Origin of the sequence: Cohnella soli, from assembly GCF_042655525.1 — a bacterium.
GTDB lineage: Bacteria > Bacillota > Bacilli > Paenibacillales > Paenibacillaceae > Cohnella > Cohnella soli.
The window spans coordinates 69623-94179 of sequence record NZ_JBHSMI010000056.1 but is presented as its reverse complement, the minus strand read 5'-3'; the positions used below and the strand labels follow the sequence as shown (position 1 = coordinate 94179).

Genomic DNA, 24557 nt, shown 5'->3' with positions numbered 1-24557 from the left:
GGCTAAACCGTTATTTTGTTTAATTTCATTACGAATTGTTCCAATGTTCTGGTGTGCCGAGCACGTACTTCCTCTTGCATCTCCAGTTCCCCGTCACCGTTCCAGCTCACTTGCGTATCCACTACAAACATCCCTGTTAGAATCTGGGTGCCGCCCAGAGCCGACAGCATCGGTTTCATAGCGTAGTCAATGCTATTATAATGAGCCAATGTACCTCCCATGGCTAGGGGCAGTAGAAGTTTATTCTCGAACGCATCCTGCGGGAGCAGATCAATGAATGCCTTTAATACTCCAGAGTACGATGCCTTATATATAGGCGTCGCCACGATCACGGCATCCGACTGCGCTACGGTTGCATTTGCCTGTATGATAGCAGGGCTGTCGAAGCGGGCCTTAAGCAAATCCTCTGCAGGAAGATCGCGTACCCGAATCCAGGTTGTTTGCACCCCGCTCTTTTCCAAGTAAGCGATCGTGTGTTTTAGAAGTCCATCCATTCTTGATGTGCTTGAAGGGCTGCCTGAAATGACAACGACTTTACTCATATTCATTCTCCTTTCCAGTCGTATCGAGGAGCCCGAGATTCGTCATCTTGAGCTCCTCCTTTTATTTAGAACTCCATCAAGTTTTCGCGCAGCGTTTTTCCCGTGTACTCTTTACGCACCAAATCTCTTTCTTGCAGAACGGGAATAACTGTCTCAACAAATTCCTGCATATATTGACGTTCGTGGGCATTCACGCGGATAACAAATCCGTCACCGCCAACCGACTCCATAATATGCTGCATTTGGGATGCCACTTGCTCCGGTGTACCAATAATAGAGCCTTTGTTTCCGGCGGCCTCCTTAATGGCGATCTCCCGCAGCGTCGGGCGTCGGCCGGAAGTATAAAATCGCGACAAAGTCGTTTGACCGCCCTTTATTTCTTTTTCATCAATATGCGGTACCGGTTCATCAAGGTCAAATTTGGACAAGTCGTAATCCATGTTGGCCGAAAGATAGGACAATGTGGCATGAATAGTGGAATTCGGAGGATTATTCAATGCCTCAAGGCTCGCGTTAACGAGCTCCTCCGTCTGCCCAATTACCGGTTTGATGATGAAGAACACTTTCAAATCCTCTGGTTTGCGTCCGAATTTGACAACGCGTTTCTTGATATCATCGTAATAGGCTTTCATATCTTCCAAATAATGAGCATCTACAATTACTGCATCTGCCCATTTTGCCGCGAAATCTCGTCCACGCGGCGATTGGCCGGCCTGAATCAGCGTTGGTCTGCCTTGAGGGAGCGGCACGACATTCAACGGTCCCTGGCTTTTGTAATATTTGCCCTCGAAGTTAATCGGTTTTACTTTGTTCGGATCAGCAAAAACGCCTGTCTCTTTGTCCATAATTAATGAATCCGCTTCCCAACTGCTCCACAATTTGAAGCAAAGTTCCAAGAATTCATCAGCTTGCTCATAACGTTCATCATGGTCCGGCATATCGATTCCGAAATTTAAGAAACTAGAAGAGTTACCGGATGTAACGACGTTCCATATCACGCGCCCCGAGGTAAGATGATCTAAAGATGCAAGTTGCCGCGCCAGAAGGTACGGCGGAGTAAGCGTGGTCGAAACAGTCGTTCCGACGCCCAGATGCTTCGTCGCTGCGGCCACCATCGCGGCTAACATCGTCGAATCGTGCATCGTGCCGTTCAACCCGTATTTCACATAGTTATCTATTGAACCGTTGAAGGAAGAATTGATTCCAAGTTGGTCCGCATACAAAGCAAAATCAAACATGCCTTTCTCGCAGATTTGCGCCATTTCCTGAAACATATCCGGTTTGCGCCAGTCTCCTGTAGCCGCAGAAGAATAATCCCAGCCGACTGGGCTGTATTCAGTAAACCAACCAAGGTGCATTTTTTTATTCATATTAATCGCCCTTTCTTTTCCACTCATTATTTGATCCAAATTAGCTTATCGCCATCGTAGATATTGGAAATAAGTTTGTTGTCCATGACTTGATCTACCGGTACGGCTTTCTTGATAGAGTCCGTATTCACCAACATGTCAATCTCGTCTTGCCATTGTTTTGCTGTATGCAAGCCAATCCCGAATCCCGAGACTTGCGAAGATGCGATGATTCCCATTTCTACCTTCAACCGATTCGTCTCGGTTTCCACGTTATAGGTCGTCTCCGAACGGCCCGCCAAAATTTTGATGGTTTCGTCTTGGTGCGATGCGATATATTCTTGCGCCTTGAGTAGCGCTCTCAGGACATCCTCTGCTGCCGTCGGATACTTGTTGACAAAATCGTTATTCGCAACTACGACGCCGGACGAGGAGTTTACCCCATAGTCCTTAGGATCAAGCAGTCGAACCTTAAAGCCCAGTTTTTCCATCGCATTCGGCTCGTTGGACTTAAAAACGGTAATCGCGTCCACATCCGCGGTATTCAGAATCGTTGGATCGAAACCGACGGACACCAGTTTGATCTTGGAAATATCCGCTCCCGCATTTTTAAACATCGCCTTAAAGCTTGCCGGCAGCGCTCCTTTGTATCCGACCGTTTTCCCTTCCAGATCCTTCGGAGATTTAATACCCGATTTATCCAGGACCATCAAAGCGCCAATGGTTACCGGACTCATCACGGCAATACCTTTGATTTCAGCGCCGTTGGCGACGGACTGGATGACCGTGCTAGCCGTGCCGGAAGCCGTAAATTGTATCCTGCCGGCTGCAAGCATTTTCATTTGTTCGCCTTCCAATCCGGGTATTACCTCTACATCCAGCCCCAGTTCCTTAAAATAACCGAGCTCGTCCGCTATCACCGCATTTGCATCCGGGGGTGACGCCGCGTAATAAAATGAGGTGCCGTACGTAATCTTTCCCGCTTTCTTGTTCGCGGCGATCCGCGCTTCCCAGTCTATTCCGGGCTTCGCATCCGGACTTGCACTCGGCGAAACGCTTGATGTTTCGCTTGGCGATGCACTCGGCGATACGCTCGGTGACGCACCGTTATTCGAATTACTCGAGCAGGCCGCCATCACAAACATCAATACAGCACTGAACAGAGACAATACCAATCGACTTGATTTTTTTTTCAATTTAGACACCTCCGAATAATTAAGTGCATTTTTATGATAAAACCGCATATTCGCGGTTTATATCCTGATGAGCAACCTTAGCTTTTATCGCTCCGATCTGTGCCAAGCGAGAAGCTGACGCTCAAGCAATCTAACGACATTGGTCATGAGAATCCCCATGGTCGCCAACAGAATAATGGCTGAGAACATACGATCCATCTCGAGATAATTGGCAGACTGGGTCACAATATTTCCCAAGCCTTTGGTAGATCCAACCATCTCCCCTACCACCGCGCCGATAACGCTCATGCTCATGCAAGTTTTAGCGGCCGTGAAAAGATAAGGCAGACTGTTCGGAAGACGCAGCTTGAGGAAAATTTCCAGCTTGCTTGCGTGCAAGGATTGCATATATTCATAGTTGTTCTCGTCTACGGATCGGAATCCGGCTATGGAATTGATCAGCATCGGGAAAAAGGTACAGATTGCGGAAATGAGTATTTTCGGAAATGAACCGAAGCCGAACCATATCATAAACAGCGGCGCGATGACTACGATCGGCGTGACGTTCGCCAGAACGGCGACCGGCAGCATCATGCGCTCCAGCACGCGCGAATGCGACATCACGATCCCGCCGATCAATGCCAGTATCGTCCCGACAAAGAATCCCATGATCGCCTCATAGAATGTAATTCCAATATGTGGGATGTAAAAACTGAATGAGCCAAAAAGTTCCTTTAATATATAGGAAGGAGCGGGCAAAATAATCGTTTTTACATTTAATAACCGAACGGCCGACTCCCATCCGACGAATATAATGACAAAGGACAACAAGGGTAGAAACACCGAGTTTGTAGCCGCTTTCATTTTCGAAAAAACGGAACTCTCTGCATTTGCGCTTATTTTGGCCATGGATTGACTCATCGTTCTACTCCCACCTTTCGCGTAAAGAATCACGTACTTTAGACACATATTGACGGAAATCTTCGGTCCCGATAATGGATTCGTCGCGTACTCGGGGGAGGTTGATGTCGATGATGTTGGATATTCTGCCCGGACGGCTGGACATCACAACGACCTTGTCCGAGAGATAGACCGCTTCCTGAAGGCTATGGGTTACAAATACGACCGTCTTCTTATGATGCTCCCAAATTCTCATCAGCTGAAGCATGAGAACCTCTCGAGTAATTTCGTCTAGCGCAGAGAAGGGCTCATCCATCAGCAGAATCGGAGCACCGGTTGCAAAAGCTCTAGCGATTCCGACCCGCTGCTTCATTCCCCCCGAAAGCTCCTTCGGATAAGCGTGCAGAAAATCTCCTAGGCCGACAGACTGCAAGAGTTCAATGGGATCTGTCTGTTCTTTTTCATTTCTTGCGTTGTATTTGCGATTGACTTCGAACGGGATTTTCATATTCTGCAGCACGGTTCTCCAAGGAAAAAGAGCCGGTGCTTGCGGAACAAATCCGAATTGCTTGGCCGATTGCATCTCGAGCGGCGAGCGACCTCCGATGCTGATTTCGCCATCGTCGATTTCCATCAACCCGCCGATAATTCTAAGCAGAGTAGATTTACCGCAGCCGCTTGGGCCGATAAAGCTAACGAACGAGCCTTCATCGATTTCCAGATGAACGTTGCGTAAAGCCTCGGTCCATTGCCCCCGACGAATAAATCGTTTGGAGACATTTTTTATCGAAATGTAAGACATCTTTCAAAAACCTCCTATGGATATACCCATGATCGATTTCATACAAAATTACTACTTTTTTCTATCTTATTATCAATATAATGGAAGTGAATAGCCTATTATGACACACAATGCGTGTTCTATCGTTTATCTGATATTAAAGGCTTGTTCCTCTATGCGCTTCCTGTTTAATGAAATTCTCTGCTTCATCGAGGCTAGGTATAGATGCTTGCGCTCCCTTACGCGTCACCGTGATCGCGCCGATTGCGGAAGCGAATTTCGCGGCCGTCCAATTGTCTTTGCCGCTCACGATCGCAGCTCCCACCGCGCCTGCAAAAGCATCACCGGCCGCCGTGGAATCCACGGCATTCACCTTGTATGACTCTACTACGAAAGTGCTGTTCGAATTAACGACGACCAAACCTTTTTCGCCTAGTTTTGCAAATACGGTTGATACGCCCTTCCGAAGTAATTCGACGGCCGCAAGCTTGGCGGTCACCTGATCGAAGACTTGAATACCTGTCAGTTGGGCGATTTCCGTTTCATTCGGAACGATGTAATCCACCATACTCAGTAGTTCTGCCGATAGGTGCTGCGCCGGGGCTGGATCCAAGAGTACTGGAACATTATGGCGTTTGGCGATGGCAATCGACTCCATCACCGTTTCCATCGGAACTTCTAACTGCACCATCAACAGCTTGGCCTGCTTGATCAATTGTTCCTGTCGACGGATATCCTCCGGGGTAAGCAGGAGATTGGCTCCCGGTGCCACTACGATGCTATTGTCGCCATCCGGATCCAGCGTAACGAACGCTACCCCTGTCACTTGCTCAGGTATTTTCTCGATCGCGTTGCATTCGACCCCTACTTGATCCAAACTGGCTAGTAGTTGATCTGCAAATATATCCGTTCCCAGTTTCCCGATCATGGCCACAGTTGCCCCGAGCTTTCGAGCGGCTACGGCCTGATTGGCTCCTTTACCGCCCGCATTCATGAAAAAATGGGATCCCAGTACGGTTTCTCCGCGTTTTGGACGATGGTTCAAGCTGACGACCATATCCATATTCAGACTTCCAACGACCACAATCTGTGCGCTCATAATAGGTCCACCCCGCCACATGATTCTCTATGAATAAGTTTGTGTTCCATAATCACGCTTTTCATTCCGACCCTCACCCCCTTCATCTGATCTTCCAGCAGCTGAACCGCAGTAACGCCGATCTGGTAGACGGGGATCGAAATCGTGCTGAGCATAGGACGAGACATCTTACTAAACGGTATGTCGTCACAACCGATAACCGCTATATCCCCCGGTATGGTCAAGCCCCTTCGGTGGATTTCTTGCATGGCTCCAAGCGCGAGCAGATCGTTCGAAGCGAACAGAGCCGTTGGCCGGTACTCGTCGATGACTGCCCCCATTTGGTGCATCCCCGACTCGTAACTGAATGTGCCCACGCTGACGAACGGTTCCAGATTGGCGCTCCGCATGGCGTCGAGATACCCGGTCTTGCGGTTTTCCGCCGATTGGATATTTCTTGGGCCGGCTAAATGGGCGATGCGTTGATGACCCTGTCCAATAAAGTAGCTAACCGCTTCATATGCCGCTTTGTAATCATCAATCAACACGGCGTCAAATGGCTTGCCTACGATCAGACGGTCACATAGAACGATAGGCATTTGCAGACTGGTCAATTCGTGGACCGTCTCCTCGTCGAGAGTCGAGGAAATAAGCACGATGCCGCTTACCTGTTGTTCTACCATTTTTTGAATATATTCTTGCTCCAGCTTCGGATCATTATCGGTGTTGCTGATGAATAGGGCATATCCGAGCTGGTGAGCAGCATCCTCGATTCCGCGAGCAATGACTGGGAAGTATGGGTTAGTAATATCGGGAAGGATTAAGCCGATCACGTTCGACCGATTCGTCGCCAAATTTCTTGCGATCGCGCTCGGGCGATAGCCCAACTCTTCGATTACTCGAAGAACACGCTCCCTGATCTCATCCTTTACCTGCGGGTTATTGTTAAGCACGCGAGACACAGTCGCCTTGGACACTTTAGCCCGCTCAGCCACGTCGATAATCGTCGGTTTCATTCGCTTTATCCACCTTCTTTCAAGTCAGAAACCGGTTTCTGAATTGATTAAAAAAATAAAATCGGTTTCTAAGGTTAGATTATCAGCCTGTATTTCATTTTTAAAGCGCTTATTTTTGATCAGCTGCGTCAACAGTCTTCGGTTTCAGAAACCGGTTTCTGAATCGTATAAAAAAAATAAATCGGTTTCTGAAGATAGAATAGCATGACCTTATTTCATTTTGCAAGCGCTTTTTTTTGAAGATGGCTGAGAGTTATAAGTAGAGATAAAGATGGCTTACATTCTGTCTGGCAAGATGACAACGGATAGGATAACTGCATTGAGCCGATCAGTTCATTGAACTTTCATGCGCGTACTTCCGTCTAAAGCAGTAAAACGGCATCAGGAAGTGAGACATCATGAGAAAAGTATTATCACTTGCTCTGGTTTCCACGCTTAGTGTTGGACTTTGGGGTTGTTCGGCTAAAAGCTCCGAGGTTCAGGCAGGACAAGGGGTACAACAAACGGTACAACAATCCGAAGTTCCCGAAGTAAACACTGTTGCATCTGATGAAAAAGATGTGAAGAGCCTGATTGAGGAATTCGGCAAAAAGCTAAGAATGGTCTCTCTTTTGGCTCCCAGTGAGATCGTAAGAAAGAATATGCAAGAACAATACGGCGATTTTCTGTCTCCTGATCTTTTGGCAAAATGGCAGAAGGACCCCAAGAATGCGCTTGGAAAGATGGTTTCCAGTCCTTGGCCGGACCGCATAGAAGTTGCGTCCGTTGAGCAATTAACAGAGGATACATACCAAATCAAAGGCGATATCGTCGAAATTACGAGCGCCGAGGAGAAAAATGGTGGAACCTTCACCAAACAGGGCGTTGCTTTCGAGGTGAGAAAATCCGGGAATCAGTGGCTTATTGATACGGCTACGATCGGTGCTGAAGAAGAGATCAGCTCGATTGTATACGAAAATACCCGTTATGGTTTTCGGTTCACGTTGCCGAACAGTTGGCAGGGTTACACGATCGTAAGTAACCAATGGGAAGGCTTGTCCCTTGGGGATTCAACCGGTGAGAAGGTTGTCGCAACAGGTCCGATCCTATCCATCAGACATCCGGAATGGACAAAGAAAAATCCAAGACGGGATATTCCGATCATGATCTTTACTCTTGCGCAATGGAACTCGCTGCAACAAGAAGATTTTCATATTGGGGCGGCGCCCGTTGGCCCTAACGAGCTTGGCCGTAGTTCCAAATATGTTTATGCGCTTCCGGCGCGCTACAACTTCGCTTTTCCGACGGGATACGAAGAAGTCGAGAAGATTGTAGCGGGTGCGCCTCTTCAACCAATTGATAGTAGCGGATCTAACGAATAATACAGATAGAACATTTTGAGAATAATCCGCGTGAAATATGGCCCTTCAAAAATTCTGGAGGGCTTTTTGATGTCTTATGAGGAGCTATTTCTGCCTTTTATGGTCATAATTGCACCACCATTTTCCAAGCGCATGATATGATTAATTATCCCCCCGACAGGAGGTAATGAGATGGCTCGTATTCTTGCCTACACATCGCCCGCGCGTGGACACTTGTTTCCGGTGACATCGATTTTGTTCGAACTTAGCAAACGGGGTCACGATATCGTACTATGCACATTGGCCTCACAATTGGAGCTTGTACGGTCACTTGGCTTCGACGCAGCTGCAATCGATAGCCGAATCGAGGCCATGCCTCACGATGATTACAAGGCACGCACGGCTCGAGGGGGACTGCAACGCGCAGTACGCATGTTTAGCGAACGTGCAGCCTATGATGGCCCCGATCTACAGCAAGCGATCGCGAGTGTTCGCCCCGATGCTGTAATCGTCGACGTAAACTGCTGGGGGGCTGTCGCGGCTGCCGAGGCGTGGGGCGGTCCATGGGCGACATTTTGCCCCTATCCGCTCGCGTTGACCTCACGCGATACGCCGCCTTTTGGTCCGGGGTTCCCACCTGCGCGCGGATTCCTGGGCAGGATGCGCGATCGCGCTCTTCGGCCGCTGTTTGTAGGTGCTTTCGAGCACATTATGCTGCCGCCGCTCAATGCAGTACGCGGAAGCTTTGGGCTTGCTCCGGTAATTAACGCCGACGATCTGTTTGGCCGCCCGCCGCTTGTGCTCTACCTTACAGCCGAGCCTTTCGAATATCCACGCACGGATTGGCCTTCAAACATCGTCATGGTCGGCCCCTGCGCTTGGGACCCTCCTGCCGAATCTCCTGAATGGTTAGCTAAAATCGAACGTCCAATCGTGCTTGTCACAACTTCCTCAGAGTTTCAAAATGACAATCGCCTCATCGAAGTAGCGCTGGAAGCATTATCGGAAGAGAATGTCCACATCATCGCAACGCTTCCCGCACAAGATTCCGCAGCATTCCGAACATCAGCCAACGCCAGCTTATTGCCGTTTCTCCCACATGGACTCGTGCTAAACCGAGCGGTATGTGCAATAACCCATGGCGGAATGGGGGCTACCCAGAAGGCGCTGATTCACGGTGTACCTGTATGCGCAGTGCCTTTCGGACGTGACCAACTGGAGGTAGCACGTCGAGTTGAGGTAGCTGGAGCAGGCACGCGATTGCCAGTAAGCCGGTTAAACCCCAATCTTCTGCGCGTCAAGGTACGCGAGGCGATGATGTGCGTCGAAGGCGCCCGCAGAGTATCCGAAGGATACGCGCTAGCGGGTGGGCCAAGCGCCGCAGCTGATGCATTGGAGACGCGTCTTCTAGGAAGTCCACGCGAATAAGACGCGCCTGTAGAACACCAAATCAAGCCCCATAAAACTCCGGCGAGTAGTACGCTCGGAGTTTTTCAGTTTTTAGTCATAAAATGGACGAGTCGCCCCCGTGGTATGACTCTATCAACACCCTCTGTCGCGTAATAGTATGAAATTATAAAAATGAAAATGAGGTGAGCTCCATGGGAATAAGAAACGATATTGTGATTCTTTTCTTCAATAATGTAGCAGCGGAAATAACCAATTTCCAGATCATTGGCAGCGCTGAACCATGCACGCCGTTAATTCAAGTAGGATTAAGGGTTTCCAACGCTAGAATTTGTCTGTTGAGAAATGGCTTTACAATTGAGGAGAGAACGCCGAACTTGTTGCGTTTCGTAAGGATCACGTAATGATCGGCCCATCGTCAAGGAACCCGTGAAGGTATGTGACTCCAATGTCGATCAAACGAGACAAATGGATGCAATATCGTATCATGAACGGTAGCTCCTCGCTCGCCGTTCATTTGCCTGAAACCCGGCTGCTGAAACCGAACAGGTTAGCCAAGCTGCTGCCCCAATACAAAAACCTCGTTCTTAAGCCGCGCGAGGGGAGATACGGACGGGACATCTTGTTCATTACCCGACAAAGAGCGAGTACCTATCGTATTCATAACGAGAAGAAAACGGTCGCCATGAATGACACCAAGCAACTGCTCAAATGGGTCGGTAAAAAAACCGGAGGACGTGGATATATTGTCCAACGGCGTCTACAGCTTGCTCAAATTCAACAAAAGCCGTTCGACATTCGGATCATTGTACAGCGAAGGAAAGCCACTTCGTCCATTTGGAAAGTGACAGGCTCATATGCGAAAGTAGCGGTGCGGGGATATCTCGTCACGAATGTCTCTAGTCACATCATTCCGGTTCCCGAGGCGCTGAAACTGGCCCGCATCGGGGATCGCAGCCTGATCCGCAAAATCAATCAGATCGCGCTATTGGCTGCCGAACGGCTTGGGGAACGTTACCCAAAGCTTAGGCAAGTCGGGTTCGATATAGGCATCGATAGGAACCGACGAATTTGGATCATCGAAGGCAATTATTGGCCGGATTTGCTCCCATTCCGGTCCTTGAAAGATTCCTCGATGTACCGCAGAATACGATGGTATCAGAAACATTAAAACAGCGGACGTTCGTGAGGTTAATCGCCCGCCTGTAGGGTCCATTCCTCTAATAAGTCCATTGACTTTAATCGAAGAGGCCAGGATTGTTCCGTTAGCTTTAATAGGGTGCGGCTGCTCGTGCGGTTAGGGAACCGAGTGGCTTGCCAAGCCTCCCGAGGTAATCGATACAAGGCAGCAATCAATTTGCGCTCGGTCCGGTCTAAAGGATGGAGTTCCTCGTACCCTTTTAACAGCGATTGCATGAAATCGGGATTAAATTGTGTCGTGTTCATGAGGGCAGATGCTATTTCAGCATAGATGGATCCGAGCTTAACGCGGTCCCAATCAATGATGAAAGGCATTCCTTCATCCGAAATAATAACGTTTAGTGAAGTAATATCGCTGTGAATCAACGCGGGGCGGTTCCTTTCCCGCCCCAAGAGGTCTACAATTTCCGGGCTCTTTAATTCGGTCCAGGAGCGATCCGCAAATTGGATGCAGGATTGTCCGAACCTTTTGCGCCATTGGCGTATCCCCCTATTCGCAGGTTTTGTTTGGGTCATTCGTCTACGAAAGAGACGGTCTCTGTATTGCCAGAATCGGATATGATCATAAAAGGGACCATTCATGGGAAGGGAATCACGAGATGTGATATGCAAGGAGGCAAGAGCCCGTCCTAGATTTTCGAAATCCTCATGATTCTCCAACCTCTTTCCATTGATCCAAGTCGTTACGTAGAAGGGTTTTCCTTGATTTAAGGTCCATAACTTTCCGGTATTACTCGCGAGCCATCTGGGCATGTAATTGAAGCCGCAATTCATCAACAGCTGCACATAATTTGCAGCTGTTTTCATTTGATCCATTGTACCCGAAGGGAGCAATACACTCCGCAAAAAGGGCTTCATGGCATAGGTTCCCGTCCCGGTTCGGACGCGGACGACGGCATTTTTTCGGTAAAAGGACGCAATCGAGTCTGAACTTAACGGAATCAGACCGAAGCGGCGGACAATTTGGCGTATTCGGCTTTTGGAATAGGAATTTGCCATGAACAACCTCGCTTCTTGAGAGTAAAAAGCTATTAGACAGGTTATTCATTGAGGGGCAGCGGTGTATGGCTTAACGCCTAAGAGACCTTAATATTTTATTTGTTTCCTAACACATCCACTCTAATCTGTAATCCTTCTACAACTTCTTTCGGTATTTCCCTGACCTTAATATCTCGACCTAAGAAAAGCAGCCAATTTGTGATTTCGGCCAATTCCTCCGGATGATGAACATGGATGAAGCTCTTTAAAATAGCCGTAGTTTGATAAGGATTCGTGTACGAAATTGTCATTTTTAAGGGATGGTACTTTTTGAATTGGGCAATCGCCTTGGGACCAAGTTCGAGGATGAGGTTGAAGGCTTCTTCCTGCTTGCTTAGTTGTACTACAATCTTCTTCTTGCTTATTCTTTTTTTCTCGGGGTAGGGTTTGACCTCGGTGAGATTGTCGACAGGAATAATCCGCCTCTTCTCCTCCTCTAGATCGAAGCCCTCGATTTGCCAAGAGCTTTTTTCACGATATAGCCGCAGGAGATAGAGGGGATAAGACTTGATTTCCCTTCCCTCTCCGACGGAAACGACTAAGTAACAGTCCACAAGAAGGGTTTGGATGAGTTGTTCTAACATAGGATGGGGCAGATCCGATAGATCAAGCAGGTCAGGATTGTGGGGGTTGGTCCCCTCGAAGAGCAAGATTTGATTTAACAGAACAAGATCATCTTGCTGGTTTTGAGAGATGAGGCCGAGCAATTTTTCCGCTAAAGAGTGGCGACTCTTGAGATAAGGGAGTTGTAGATTTCGTGTGGCCATGAAGGCGATAAAAAGAGCCTTAATCTCATTATCGGTAAAGCGGACAGTAGGCAGGACGGAGTTGCTCATCACAAAATAACCCCCGTCCCTCCCGACTTCGGCGACTAGAGGCATTCCCATCGCTTCAATTTCCTTGATATCTCTAATCGCTGTCGAGCGGGAGATGTCGAACTCATGCATGAGCTCCGAAATGGTAAAATGGGCGCGGTTGTTGATGTACCGCATGATGATGTTAATCCGTTCAACTTTTTTCATAGAGCCCTCTAAACAGTATCATATTTTGACATGATTTATCGTTATTATAAACCCATCAGATAGAAAACAACGAGGAGGAAATGAAATGAGTACGATTACCGGCTTTTCTATGCCGCGCTTGGCATCGCCTCCTGGGCACTGCGTCCGAAAAGCCGCAGACTTTCATGATACAATTCAATTCATCCATGCAAACAAAGGAGCTGGGATCATGGCAACGTATACTTTTGAGGAAAAAGACAGCTTTATCGTTCTTGGTATTGGAACGGAACTGAAGAGCGATTACACGGACTATGCCGGAATGAACAAGGAGAAGGAAAACTTCTGGCGGACAGTGGAGCAGGATGGAAGGCTTGATACGTTAAAGGCTATCGCTGCGAACGACTATATTTTTGCCGTAAACGAAGCGGTAAATCACAAGATGATGTATTATGCGGGCGTCATGACAGATTCATCAGTGCCGGAAGAGCACAGAGTGATCCAATTCCCTAAGGGGCAATATCTCGTCGTTAAAGGGGAAGGGAAGTCGGCCGATGAGCTTAGCAGCATGCTTACTGGCATTGCCTTTGGTCAAGTCTTGCCGGCAGCCGATCATTACGCCTATGTTGGCGGGCCCAATGCAACGGTTGAGATGGGGCAGCGAGACGGCTCCGTTTATGGTGAAATGTGGATTCCGGTTGTGAAGAAGTAAACGAGATCATTAGGAGGAATGTGGAATGTCCCATATCGTCGACTTTAAAAATGTATCTACAGTAGGTCTGGAATCTTCACCAGTAGCAGAAGCGCTTGCTGGTTTGCGTGCGAATGAAGCCCGTTACTTTATGAACAAATACAAGCACGAATTTACGGTCGTACCCGCCAGCGAAAGCCAGGAAACGCTTGAATACGTGAATCGAGTGTTGAAAGAAGAACGTGGGATTGAGTTTGCAGCCCGGCCTCTGGAAACATCGCGTTTTCAAGTCGAAAACATCGATTGGGCTTTCGTCTTTTATGAGGATGGTCTAGCGATCAACGTCCTGTATACAGTGGATGATCCCAAGAAGCGTGCCGTTGGATTTAAGCTATCCGAGGGGATGGAAGTACCTAAGGAGCTGGAAGAGAAGAAATTCAAATTCGCAAGACAGAAATCCAAGCTGGCTGGGACCATTCGAGGTTCGTTCTTCGTTATTAAAGGAGAATATTGAAGCGATAAACGGGACTGTCCCAAAAGCCATTTTGCGATCTTTTGTGCCCCGTGTGTTTTCTCGTCCACATACCCCGTGCGGTTGCCGTTCTGCCCGATTTTGTACGAATTTTCATACACACACACTCGTTCGGTTGCGGATCTGCTCGGTTTTGTACGAATTTTCATACACACTCGCTCGTCCGGTTGCCGACCTACCCTATTTTGTGTGAATTTTCATACACATACCCGGTCCGGTTGCCGATTTATCCGATTTTGTGTGAATTTCCATACACATACCTCGTCCAGTTGTTAATCGTTCGACGCTCATTCGAAGCAATCGTCGGTTGTTCGTCGATTGTACCGTCGTAGAAAGGACCTCAGCCCCCACATTGATGTGGTGGAAATTGAGGTCCTTTCACGTGTGAATAGGGACGTTCGCCTGTCATGTGAACACTTTTGGGACAGCCCCGCAAGGGTACAGCTCGCTTTTCGCTTCGGAGCTTCAGGGACCCAAATGAACGAGTTTGTCTTGCATCGAATTGAGGTGATTCCAGATTTCCGGAAAGTTTCGCTCGTATTCCGTATCGATATTGCAAGCTACCTCGCGAATGGAATAGGCATCGTCCCATTTGTAACTTTCCGGTTTATAGCACTCTCCCCCCAAACCCTCCAAGAGCTCCGGACGATCTAAAAAAAAGGCGAGCTCCTTGAAGGTGTTCGAGTCTTTTCCGATAGAAAAAGCGAAGTCGATCAATACCAATCGCCATTCTTCTTCACGCATCTCAACCATAATGTTAGCGGGCCGTATGTCGCGATGAATGATTTCAGTTTCATGGAGCGTATCTAGTATGGCACACAATTGCTTCAACAAGAATTGTCTTTGCCGATAGGAAAGATAAATGTTCAGCATCAGAAGTTTTTCCAACTGGATGCCGTCAATCCACTCCAATGCAACGAAAGATAGAGGTCCGCTCCCTTCGTACGCAATGAGGCGGGGAAAGTTGATATTTCCCTTCTGCGCGGCTAGTTTTTGGATGATGATGGCTTCGCGACTCGCCGCTTCCCCCAAAGTACCGTCCATCTTTACAAATATCCTTTTGCCGTCTACGGCAGAATTTCCTTCGAGGTAATAAAAGCCATGATGGGCGTATGAATCCAAATAAGAATTGAGATTAACAATTTGATACATGCTCTCCATATGGGTACGAAGCCAAACAGGGACAGTCAATGGAACATCATCCTTTTTCAAAAAAACTTTGATTGAAGAATACGGAAAGATCGCGAGGAACGGTATAGCGATATCCTTCTTGTTGCATGTACGTATCCATGAAATGCTTAAGACTATAAGGATCCATCATAGTAGAAGGGGAAAACCCCGTGATTTCCATACGTTCGGCTATCGCCGACAACCGCGCGAAATAATCCGGGGCAATAGACGGTTTGTGGACGGATGCATGGTAGAGCAAACTATAAAAGTAATCCTTTGGTTCCGGGGTAAAGAAGCCCTTTGGCGATAGCGTCCTGCGTTTCAAAATATCCCTTTCCCATACTTCATCCATATAGCCGTCTCCTACATGACGAAAATCGAAATACACCGGTTGTCCTCCAACATGAACCTGGTAGTGAATACGATAGGGCTCCGGAAATACCTTTTTCCCATTTAACAACAGAGCGACGTCGACGGAATCGCGGACCAACAAATCAATATCGCCGTGCAGCGCCGTATGGTAAGTGTCCGGCAGGCATTCGAAATTACGCAATACAACATAGTCCGTAGTGGAACGAAGCGCGGAAAAAAGTTGGCTCAGGTCTTGCCAGCCGTGAGTTCCCAACAAATCTTGATGTAGAACGGGGCAATGTCCGTCCCACGCCCCCGGATAATATTGGATAAAGGTATCCGGGTCGCAACCGAACAGTAAAGTCAAATCCCGGTTGCACTCCTTCGGAGTATTCGTCGCGTGTATACGATGGCCTCCCCCGGCCCATTGCCGGTATTGAGCTTTGGCATCAAAAACATTGGCATTGACCGGAAGCGTTCCTTTGGAAGTTTGCCGCGGTGCATACACGGGATGCTCGTCCATTACGATGATGCAGAAAAAAGCGCCTCTTCCGCAGTGCTGTTCTTTTTCGGATCCTGAAGGTAAATTCTGACCATAGAAGCGTGAGAGATTGTCGGCAAACAGAGCGGGTGTCCAATAAATCTGAAAAGCCTTTTTGACTGTGAATTTAGTAAGAAGGTCCATCATGATAGATTGTACTAGCGGAACGGCGTGTTCCCATATGATAAATAAATGAAGTTCGGGTACCATGCTTTTGCCTCATCCCCTTGTCCATAGCATAGTGACAGTTTATGAGGGGAGTATTCCTTAGAACCTATATATTTGCGGAATCGTACCCAATTGATCATCAAAAAAAGGCACATGCCTGTACCTTTTTCGCCAATCTATGGACGCGCTGTGCAGGCTGTTCAGATTACAATAACGCCCTAAGCTCACGTTGATATTTATTCATATGCGCTAATGTCGGAATAACCCGTTTGGCCAAACGAATGCCGCCGATTCTAATGTTTCGGACGACATGGTAAGGGGCAGATAAAAGCGCATGCAGGAGACTTAAATCAGAAGAGCTTAATTGTCGGTATCTCTGATAATAGTCGATCCAACGAAGCATCTCCGCACCGTTCCACACGAAATTTCGATGAAGAATGTGGGACAAATCCTTCATTCTTGCATGGAGAGAACTGTTATCGAAATCGATCAAATGCAATTTTCCCCGTTTGTCTTTCATCAGATTGGGATAATTATAATCGCCATGTACAAATGCGGAAGCCTTTTGTTCTGCATCGACGGCCTCTAAGACTTTGGGCTGATGCAAGTAGCCCAGCACTTCCTCGCAAAGCGCTGCTAAATGCTCTGAGTTTTTGTATTGGCTGAGCAGTTGTTTATATTCCGAAACTTCGTGGTTCAGTCCCGAGTATCGGATTCTTGCGACCGGGGCTTCGGCTGAAGGGAATCCTTCGGCAATGGAATGGAACTTGGCCAAAGTTCGAACCCCATTCTTTAAGTCTATCTTCATTGCAAAGACCGGTCTCTGTCCGTCGACCCAATTCGTTAACGTGTACGAAACGCCGTCATGAGTCATGTAGGAGGATTGCTCCAATGTAGGGTAAACTTTTTGACCGCGGGTAAATCCATGCTCATCCATGTAGGATAAGATGCGGGTAATGAAACGGACCTCGTCTTCCGGGAAAACATAACTTTTTAAACAATAGCTCGCGTCGGCGGTTCGGATCCTGTAAACATCGCGTATTTGAAAAGTATCTCTGATTTTTATTCCGTACATTTGTTCTACCCTTGACCCAATGGATACCCTCATGCTCACTCCCCCTTATTGATTTGTCCATTCCTCTCATAAATCTGAAGGAGCTATTTCTAGGTTATTCATGGTGGGGAAGTATGAATGGTCTAACGCCGCGTGAGCAATTAAAAACTTGCCGTTTCGGATGGCAGGGTGAACCGTAATGACATTTTAATGGAAGGGGCTTACAATTATAAATAAGAGGATCAAGAAAGCTGCTGGAAAGAGGTGAGTGGATTGTTCAAGATCGGGGCGTTCGCGAAACTAAGCGGCGTGACGGTGAAGACGCTGCGTCATTATGATGAACTCGGCTTGTTAAAGCCTGCGCAAGTGGACGAAGAATCGGGCTATCGTTTGTATACAGCTGAGCAGTTGCTGACCATCCGGCGCATTAATGGGTTCAAAGAGCAGGGCTTAACACTCGAAATGATGCGACCGCTGCTGACCGGATCGGTCGCCCTGACGCAAGTAGAGCGTACTTTGCTTGAAAAGCGGAAGGATCTGGAGCAACAGATACAAGAGGCTCAGCGGCAGCTTGCGGGGGTTGATGAACGACTCGTGAGGATCGAAAAGGCAGCAGAGGACACGGAGGAAGGGAAGCTCTCCGTGCGAAGCGTGGACCCGGTTCTCGTCGCCTCTATCCGCGAGAATTTGCCGAGAGGCCGATTGTGTCTACTGCTTGACGAGCTGAAGCAGTATGTTCGCTCGCAAGGCGAAGAGTCGGACCGTGAGATGACAATCATCTGGCATAGGAGGGCTGATGGCAACGAAGAGCCTTCGGACTTTGAGGTCGCAATTCCCGTCTCAAAACCGATCCCTGACAGCCACCGGGTCAAGGTTCATCAATTACCCGGCGTGAAGGAAGCTGCTTCCTACGTCCATCGGAGTGACCCGTATAAAGACAATTATAAGGCAAGCGAAGTACTGCAGTCGTGGATCGCTGATCAGGGCTACCGGCCGCTAGAGACGATTCCAGTTCGCGATATTTATTTGACGTCTGACAATGACATCTATGGCCAGCTGCGAAAGGCAGAGGCAATCGTTCCTGTTGTGCGGGTCTGAAAAACTTGAAAACCAACTTGACCCTCCCCCCAAGGGGAGGGTTTATCATAGCATCAACTTAATGATAAGGAGTGGTTTTCATGAGTATGAAACGTTTAGAAGGTCGAGTCGCAGTTGTCACGGGAGGAAGCCGAGGAATCGGGAGAGCGATCGCGTTGCGTCTTGCCGCCGAAGGTGCGCTTGTCGCCGTACATTACGGTAGCCGGCAAGACGCAGCGGCGGAGACGGTCGCTGCGATCGAAGCATCGGGCGGCAAAGCGTTCGCCGTAGGCGCCGAATTGGATTCGCTAGACGGAGTCGAGCGGCTCCTTCAGTTCCTGGATGATGAACTCATCCGTAGAACAGGTACCAATCGATTCGATATTTTGGTCAATAATGCCGGGATCGGCACGTCATCATCATTTGAAGCGACGAGCGAAGAGGAATTCGATCGGTTGTTCGCGGTCAACGTCAAGGCACCGTTCTTCCTCGTCCAACAATCGCTCGAACGGCTGCGGGACGGCGGTCGTATCGTCAATATCTCATCGGGAGTGACGAGAATTGCTTATCCGCATTTGATGACCTACAACCTGACCAAAGGCGCCATAAATACATTCACCCTGCACCTGGCTCAGCTTCTGGGTCCGAGGGGGATTACCGTGAATGCAGTAATGCCTGGTATTGTCGATACGGACGTCAACGCATCATGGCTGCATACGCCCGAAGGCCGTAAGCTTGCCGTAGACATGTCAGCTCTTGGGCGTGTAGGCGAGCCTACGGATATCGCGGATATCGTTGCCTTCACGGCATCCCCGGACGGCCGCTGGGTAACGGGACAGATGCTAGATGCGACAGGCGGTTCGCATTTGTAAGCTACAACTTTACGAAGGGAGAGTCTCGATGCTGCATATTGTCAACGGAGATTTTGTCGGTGATAAGTTAAGGAAGGGGAATATTCGCGGAGACGTCCTGGTCTGGAGAGAAGTGTATCCAGTAGGTCCGGTATCCGTTAATATGGAGGAGCCCTGGTCGCCGAGAGTGGAATATTTGGAGAGAACCTTGGGCATTTCGGCAGATGACTATGTGACAAACTATAAGTCGCAGGAACAAATCCTGCAGAACTACCACCAATACGATGAAATTGTGTTATGGTTCGAGCATGATTTGTTTGATCAGCTCATGCTAAGCTATTTGCTCCATTGGTTTTCAAAGCGGACACTAGGGCACACAAAACTAAATTTACTGTGTATCGGCGACTACCCAGGTATTGATTTGTTTCGAGGATTGGGTCAGCTTACAACCAGACAATTGGAAGCCTTATCCGGTACTTGGCAGAGGATCGGACAGAAGGAGCTTGAAACAGGTAGAAGGATCTGGGAGGCATACGCTTCCCCGGAAATTGAAAGGCATGTAGAAATTTTGCATGAAGACACATCGGCGCTGCCCTTCGCGAACGCGGCACTTGAACTGCACTTATCCCGTTTGCCTTCCGTAAAGAATGGGCTGGGGATCGTAGAGCAAACAGCCTTAGATCTGATCAGGAGAGGGATAAACAACCCGCGCGAACTTTTTAAAGAGGTCGGGAACCGTTTGAGTGTGCTAGGAATGGGCGATTTGGAGTTTTGGTATCGACTATGGAGTATGTCACAGCAGCCGAATGCATTATTAGAGCTGCGGGGTCAGTATGCTTTTCCTGATTATCGACAGAAAATGGCCCCGTCCTTCGAAAATTGCGAAGTTGCATTAACGGAGCTAGGATTGGAGGTAGCCGTTGGAGAAAAGGATTGGGTGAATGTGAAAGGAATGGATGAGTGGTACGGCGGTCTGCGATTGCATGGCGGATTAACATGGCGCTGGGACACGGAGAGAAAGCAATTGGTTGATATCGAAATGGGTTGAAAAGGCGGTCTTCGTGTGGCAGAAAAGAAAACAGCGAAAAGAATCAACAAGATTCTCCTGATTGCGGCAGGCGGCATTGTGCTTGTGCTGGGCGCTTTAGCGGGTTATGTTTATTTCTTCGTCCTTGAAAAGCCGGCTGAACCGGATAAATGGGCTGCTGCGAAGCGCTATGTCTGGAACAAAATCAAGTTCGACCAGGATGCACAAGTGATGTCTGCCGACGGTTCCGAGTACTATTTGCTTGCCAATGAGGGAGCAGCTGCCGAAAATAAATTGATCATTTATTTTTCCGGGGGCGGAGTGGCCTGGGATGCGGAGACTGCCGCGCAGCCGATCAGTCTGGGCAATATCATGAAGAGCGGCGAGATCAAATATTACTTTCCGAACATTCCATTCTTTAAAGTAAGTACGCTTGGCGGCATTTTGAAAAATAATAACCCTAACAATCCGTTCAAGGATTGGAATATCGTATATATCCCTTATTCTACTGGTGATCTACATATCGGAAATACATCCAAGGAATATAAGGACGCCAAAGGCAAGCCGTTTACAATGCGTTACAACGGCCAAGCCAATACGCGCGCCGCATTGGAATGGATAACAAACCATTTTGCCTCGCCGGAAAAGATCCTTATTGCGGGAGAAAGCGCCGGCGGATTCGGAGCTGCTTTCTGGACGCCTGAGATTGCGAGACGCTACCCGGATTCCCGCATTTATCAATATTCGGACAGTTCCTACTTAAATGCCGACCGCTGGCCGGATATTATCGATAACGAATGGAAGGCCAACTTTGCGGCAACCTTTGGTTATGAAGTCCACGGCGATTTGATTTCATCCGTATTCGCGGCGAACCGCAAGCTGCTTCCGGACAACGCGGTACTTTTGCAGTCCAATACGCTTTATGATGAGCTGCTGTTCGACTTTGAAAAGGATCTGAACGGTGACGTCTCGGACAATGACGAATATGTGCATCGCTGGTCGGCCCGCATGCTGCAATCTGCCGGAGAGCTAACTGAAAGATTACCAGGCTACTATTATTTCATCACGGATTACGGTCTTAACAAGAAGACGGGAAGGACACCGCATACGCTCTCCCCACTAAATCATTTCTACAAAGCCGAACAGGACGGGGTGAAGCTGATGAAGTGGCTGGACGACGCCGTCAATAAGGATCAATATTACTCCGTGGGGCGGCGTTTTGTCGAGAAAGAGGGCTGAGTTGTATTGGTTAGGAAAAATGCCATATTGCTCGGAATGATCGGCGTGTTCGTCATCGTTACAATCGTGAATGTGTTTCAATGGCTAAGTCCCCCGACGCAAGCCGAGAGGGCGAGCGGCGGAGTGCTCGACGCGTCGAAATGGGATTTCTCGAAGCATGGCGTCCTCTCGCTGCGCGGGGAATGGAAGTTCTATGAAGGAAAATTGCTAGGGCCGGAAGATTTTCGATCTGGCGGGGAAATCGGGGGTCGGTTCGTTCAAGTGCCCGGAGGCTGGAAAAGCCAGCTGGCTTCGGGAGACAAGAACGGTTACGGAGCAGGCACGTATCGGCTGCTCGTCCGTACGAACGAAGCGGCGTTGTTCAGCATACGGGCGAAAAAAATCAGAATGTCCAGCCGCATATTCATGAATGGCATCGATTTGGGCGGCAATGGTCAACCCACCTTATCGGCGGAAGGCTTCGTGCCGAGCAATGCGCCTTTCTTCGGCACCGTCCAAGCGGATTCGGGAGTCGTCGAGATTATTATTCAGGTAGCCAGCTTTAACTACTTGGAAGGCGGCTTGGTTCAGCCGCCGGAATTCGGACTCGCGAATGACGTGATGAACCGCCGCGAAGATTCCAAGCTCGCCGATATGATTCTGACGACGATCCTGCTTGCGTTCGGGTTGTATTATGCGGGCATGTTCAGACAGTGGCGACGGGAGCCGCATCTGATGTATTTTTGCCTTTTCTGTCTGGCGCTCGGACTGTTCTTTAGCATCGATAACGAAATATTGGCGCTTGGTTTCGTGCCCGGATTGACGTTTCCATGGCTTCAGAAAATGCTTTTCCTATTGCCGCTCGTGTCTTTCTTCTTCTTCACGCTTTATGTATACCGTTACCTGAAGGAAAGGGATAACGTTGCATTTGTATGGCTTCGCAGATTGTCCTACGCGTACCTTGCGACAATTGTGCTGCTTCCCAATCGATATTTGGTCAGCTTCCTCGACGTCGGGATCGCGATCGGAGCGGCCGCCTTCGGGGTGATGTTCTATGCTGTCTTCCGAAGCCGAAGCCGCGAGAACCACAGCAGACATTATATGACGCTGGGCATCTTCTTCCTGCTTGTCAGTTGGTTATATGCACACTTGCGTTACCAGCTAGCGCTGGATAATCCCTATTATATGGTCGTGACGCCGGCGCTGCTTGTTTTGTCGCAAGCGCTGCTCATGTCCGAACAAATTCAGCAGAATTACCGGAAAAGCGAACGGTTGTCCGAAAGATTACTGCGATATGATCGTCAGAAAGACGAATTTCTGGTCAAGACCTCACACGAGCTGCGAACGCCGCTGCACGGGATCGTGAACTTGTCGCAGGCGCTGCTGGACAATCAGACGATACCTCTTCAGGCGGAACATCGCGACAATATTCACATGCTGCATCTGCTGGGCAGAAGGCTTGCGGGTCTCGTGCACGATATTCTCGATCTGAATCGGATTCGTCATGGACAACTCCTGATCCATACGACATCAGTCAACTTGGGTCTGTCGGTTCGGTTCGTCATGGAGACGCTGTCCATCTCGCCGGTCAATAAAGAGGTGCGGCTCATCAACTCGCTGCCGGCCAAGCTCCCGCTCGTCCTAGCGGACGAGAACCGGGTGAAGCAAATATTGTACAACCTGCTGGAAAACGGGCTGAAATATACGAAAAAAGGGACGGTAATCCTCTCCGCGGAGCGGAGGGGGGACGAGCTGGCCATCTCGGTGTCGGATACGGGGAGAGGCATTCCCGCGCATGAAATCGCCGGCTTGTTTCAGCCGTTCGTACAGTTGGAGGAGTCGGGGGATGCCGGTGAGGGATTAGGGCTGGGGCTGAGCATTGCGAAGCAACTGGTCGAACTGCAAGGCGGCAATTTGGAGGCGGAATCCACGGTCGGCGCAGGCTCGAGGTTCACGTTCACGCTGCCGATCGACCTGGCATCGGAAGAGGCGGCAACCGCCGCGGCTGTCGAGGAGGTCTTAACATCCCCATTGTTCGCGCCGATGCGGGACAATCAAGCGGCCGATTTTCACCTTCTTATCGTAGACGACGAACCTTCCAATCTGAAGGTGCTGATCGATGAAGTTTCTTCCATGCGTTATGGGTATACGGCGGTCGGAAGCGGAGAAGAAGCGCTTGATGCCTTGCGCCGCCGGAAGATTAAACCGGACTTGTTGCTGCTTGATCTGATGATGCCGGGCATCTCCGGCCTTGACGTATGCCGGGAGATTCGACTGCTGCGAGGGCTTGCGGAGCTGCCGATATTGATGATGACCGCCTCCGGTCAGACGGGAGATATCGTGGCCTCGTTCGCTGCCGGCGCGAACGATATCGTACAGAAACCGTTCGAGTTAGCCGAATTGCGGGCGAGGGTACAGTCGCTGCTGGCGATGAAGAGCTCTTCGGAACGTGCGGTACGTCGGGAAATGGATTTCCTGCAAGCCCAAATTACGCCGCATTTCCTCTACAACAGTATGAATGCCCTCGTGGGGCTTAGTTATAAAAACGTTGACAAGCTGAGAGAGACGATTCACCATCTGACGACCTACTTGCGGGCCAAATTTACGTTCGTGTTCTCGGGGGAGCTCGTTCCATTCGAACGCGAATTGGAATTGGTCACGGCCTATTTGGCGATCGAGCAGCTGCGTTTCGGCAGCTGGCTGGCTGTCCGAATAGAGATCGAAGAGGGTTTCAATTGCATGTTGCCTCCGCTTGCGCTTCAGCCAATCGTAGAAAATGCGGTCCGGCACGGCATCGGGCCGAAACCGTCCGGAGGCACGCTGCGGATTGCCGCATGCAGGCGCGAAGGCAGAGCGGAAATAACGGTGGAAGACGATGGCGTCGGCATCGGCGAGGAATTGCTGCTCGTACTGAGAGAAGGGCGAGCCGCAGGGGTCGGCATCGGCAATGTGAACCGACGCCTTCAGATGGCGTGCGACGGCGGATTGGACATTCACAGCAGCGTAGGCAAAGGCACGCAGATCAAGCTGCACATACCGGAGGCGAAATAAAG

22 protein-coding genes are annotated in these 24557 nt (G+C 49.2%); 10 read left to right on the top strand and 12 right to left on the bottom strand.

Features of this window, described 5'->3' with window-relative positions; genetic code table 11:
- Positions 1-2 precede the first annotated feature (2 nt).
- The 7 genes from ssuE to ACFPOF_RS27750 all read right to left on the bottom strand — a co-directional run bounded on the left by ssuE (position 3) and on the right by ACFPOF_RS27750 (position 6841).
- The gene (ssuE, locus tag ACFPOF_RS27780) at positions 3-542 is read right to left on the bottom strand and encodes an NADPH-dependent FMN reductase (protein ID WP_378138648.1); all 540 of its coding nucleotides are present in this window, start codon (positions 540-542) and stop codon (positions 3-5) included.
- Between the two features lie 65 nt (positions 543-607).
- Positions 608-1951, bottom strand: a complete 1344-nt coding sequence (locus ACFPOF_RS27775) for an NtaA/DmoA family FMN-dependent monooxygenase (protein ID WP_378138647.1) — start codon at positions 1949-1951, stop codon at positions 608-610.
- Positions 1939-3087 carry an ABC transporter substrate-binding protein gene (locus ACFPOF_RS27770; RefSeq protein WP_378138646.1) on the bottom strand — a complete coding sequence of 383 codons (1149 nt, stop codon included), beginning with the start codon at positions 3085-3087 and terminating at the stop codon, positions 1939-1941. Before ACFPOF_RS27770 ends, ACFPOF_RS27775 begins: the two co-directional genes overlap by 13 nt.
- Before the next feature lie 84 nt (positions 3088-3171).
- Positions 3172-3735: an ABC transporter permease gene (locus tag ACFPOF_RS27765; RefSeq protein ID WP_378138645.1), complete on the bottom strand. Its 564-nt coding sequence runs from the start codon at positions 3733-3735 to the stop codon at positions 3172-3174.
- 256 nt (positions 3736-3991) lie between these two features.
- Complete coding sequence (locus ACFPOF_RS27760; RefSeq protein ID WP_378138644.1) at positions 3992-4768, bottom strand: ABC transporter ATP-binding protein; 777 nt, start codon at positions 4766-4768, stop codon at positions 3992-3994.
- Positions 4769-4904: 136 nt separating this feature from the next.
- Positions 4905-5846: a ribokinase gene (gene rbsK / locus ACFPOF_RS27755; RefSeq protein WP_378138643.1), complete on the bottom strand. Its 942-nt coding sequence runs from the start codon at positions 5844-5846 to the stop codon at positions 4905-4907.
- Complete coding sequence (locus ACFPOF_RS27750) at positions 5843-6841, bottom strand: LacI family DNA-binding transcriptional regulator (RefSeq protein ID WP_378138642.1); 999 nt, start codon at positions 6839-6841, stop codon at positions 5843-5845. Before ACFPOF_RS27750 ends, rbsK begins: the two co-directional genes overlap by 4 nt.
- 398 nt (positions 6842-7239) lie before the next feature.
- On the opposite strand from ACFPOF_RS27750, the gene ACFPOF_RS27745 reads away from it, so the two are divergent.
- From ACFPOF_RS27745 to ACFPOF_RS27735, 3 genes are all read left to right on the top strand, one after another.
- Positions 7240-8202 (top strand): hypothetical protein, encoded by a 963-nt coding sequence (locus ACFPOF_RS27745; protein WP_378138641.1) that lies wholly within the window; start codon positions 7240-7242, stop codon positions 8200-8202.
- Positions 8203-8373: 171 nt separating this feature from the next.
- Positions 8374-9609: a glycosyltransferase gene (locus ACFPOF_RS27740; protein ID WP_378138640.1), complete on the top strand. Its 1236-nt coding sequence runs from the start codon at positions 8374-8376 to the stop codon at positions 9607-9609.
- Between the two features lie 451 nt (positions 9610-10060).
- Entirely contained in the window at positions 10061-10759 is a 699-nt protein-coding gene (locus ACFPOF_RS27735; RefSeq protein ID WP_378138639.1) for a YheC/YheD family protein, read from the top strand.
- A 20-nt stretch (positions 10760-10779) separates the two neighbouring features.
- Here ACFPOF_RS27735 and ACFPOF_RS27730 read toward each other — a convergent pair whose 3' ends face one another.
- Positions 10780-11787, bottom strand: a complete 1008-nt coding sequence (locus ACFPOF_RS27730) for a phosphotransferase (RefSeq protein WP_378138638.1) — start codon at positions 11785-11787, stop codon at positions 10780-10782.
- A gap of 95 nt (positions 11788-11882) precedes the next feature.
- Entirely contained in the window at positions 11883-12848 is a 966-nt protein-coding gene (locus ACFPOF_RS27725) for a helix-turn-helix transcriptional regulator (RefSeq protein WP_378138637.1), read from the bottom strand.
- A gap of 208 nt (positions 12849-13056) precedes the next feature.
- Here ACFPOF_RS27725 and ACFPOF_RS27720 point away from each other — a divergent pair, with 208 nt between their 5' ends.
- The gene (locus ACFPOF_RS27720) at positions 13057-13536 is read left to right on the top strand and encodes a GyrI-like domain-containing protein (RefSeq protein ID WP_378138636.1); all 480 of its coding nucleotides are present in this window, start codon (positions 13057-13059) and stop codon (positions 13534-13536) included.
- A 25-nt stretch (positions 13537-13561) separates the two neighbouring features.
- Entirely contained in the window at positions 13562-14029 is a 468-nt protein-coding gene (locus tag ACFPOF_RS27715; protein ID WP_378138635.1) for a phage tail protein, read from the top strand.
- A 483-nt stretch (positions 14030-14512) separates the two neighbouring features.
- Here ACFPOF_RS27715 and ACFPOF_RS27710 read toward each other — a convergent pair whose 3' ends face one another.
- From ACFPOF_RS27710 to ACFPOF_RS27700, 3 genes are all read right to left on the bottom strand, one after another.
- On the bottom strand, positions 14513-15238 hold the full coding sequence (locus tag ACFPOF_RS27710) for a protein kinase domain-containing protein (protein WP_378138634.1): 726 nt from the start codon (positions 15236-15238) through the stop codon (positions 14513-14515).
- Between the two features lie 7 nt (positions 15239-15245).
- Positions 15246-16319: a hypothetical protein gene (locus ACFPOF_RS27705; protein WP_378138633.1), complete on the bottom strand. Its 1074-nt coding sequence runs from the start codon at positions 16317-16319 to the stop codon at positions 15246-15248.
- Between the two features lie 163 nt (positions 16320-16482).
- Positions 16483-17385, bottom strand: a complete 903-nt coding sequence (locus ACFPOF_RS27700; RefSeq protein ID WP_378138632.1) for a phosphotransferase — start codon at positions 17383-17385, stop codon at positions 16483-16485.
- Between the two features lie 219 nt (positions 17386-17604).
- On the opposite strand from ACFPOF_RS27700, the gene ACFPOF_RS27695 reads away from it, so the two are divergent.
- From ACFPOF_RS27695 to ACFPOF_RS27675, 5 genes are all read left to right on the top strand, one after another.
- Entirely contained in the window at positions 17605-18429 is an 825-nt protein-coding gene (locus tag ACFPOF_RS27695; RefSeq protein WP_378138631.1) for a MerR family transcriptional regulator, read from the top strand.
- A gap of 86 nt (positions 18430-18515) precedes the next feature.
- Positions 18516-19280, top strand: a complete 765-nt coding sequence (locus ACFPOF_RS27690; protein WP_378138821.1) for an SDR family oxidoreductase — start codon at positions 18516-18518, stop codon at positions 19278-19280.
- A gap of 28 nt (positions 19281-19308) precedes the next feature.
- Positions 19309-20307 carry a DUF1835 domain-containing protein gene (locus ACFPOF_RS27685; protein ID WP_378138630.1) on the top strand — a complete coding sequence of 333 codons (999 nt, stop codon included), beginning with the start codon at positions 19309-19311 and terminating at the stop codon, positions 20305-20307.
- Positions 20308-20322: 15 nt separating this feature from the next.
- Positions 20323-21525, top strand: coding sequence for a pectin acetylesterase-family hydrolase (locus ACFPOF_RS27680; protein ID WP_378138629.1), 1203 nt, complete (start codon positions 20323-20325; stop codon positions 21523-21525).
- A 6-nt stretch (positions 21526-21531) separates the two neighbouring features.
- On the top strand, positions 21532-24555 hold the full coding sequence (locus tag ACFPOF_RS27675) for a hybrid sensor histidine kinase/response regulator (protein ID WP_378138628.1): 3024 nt from the start codon (positions 21532-21534) through the stop codon (positions 24553-24555).
- Positions 24556-24557 lie beyond the last annotated feature (2 nt).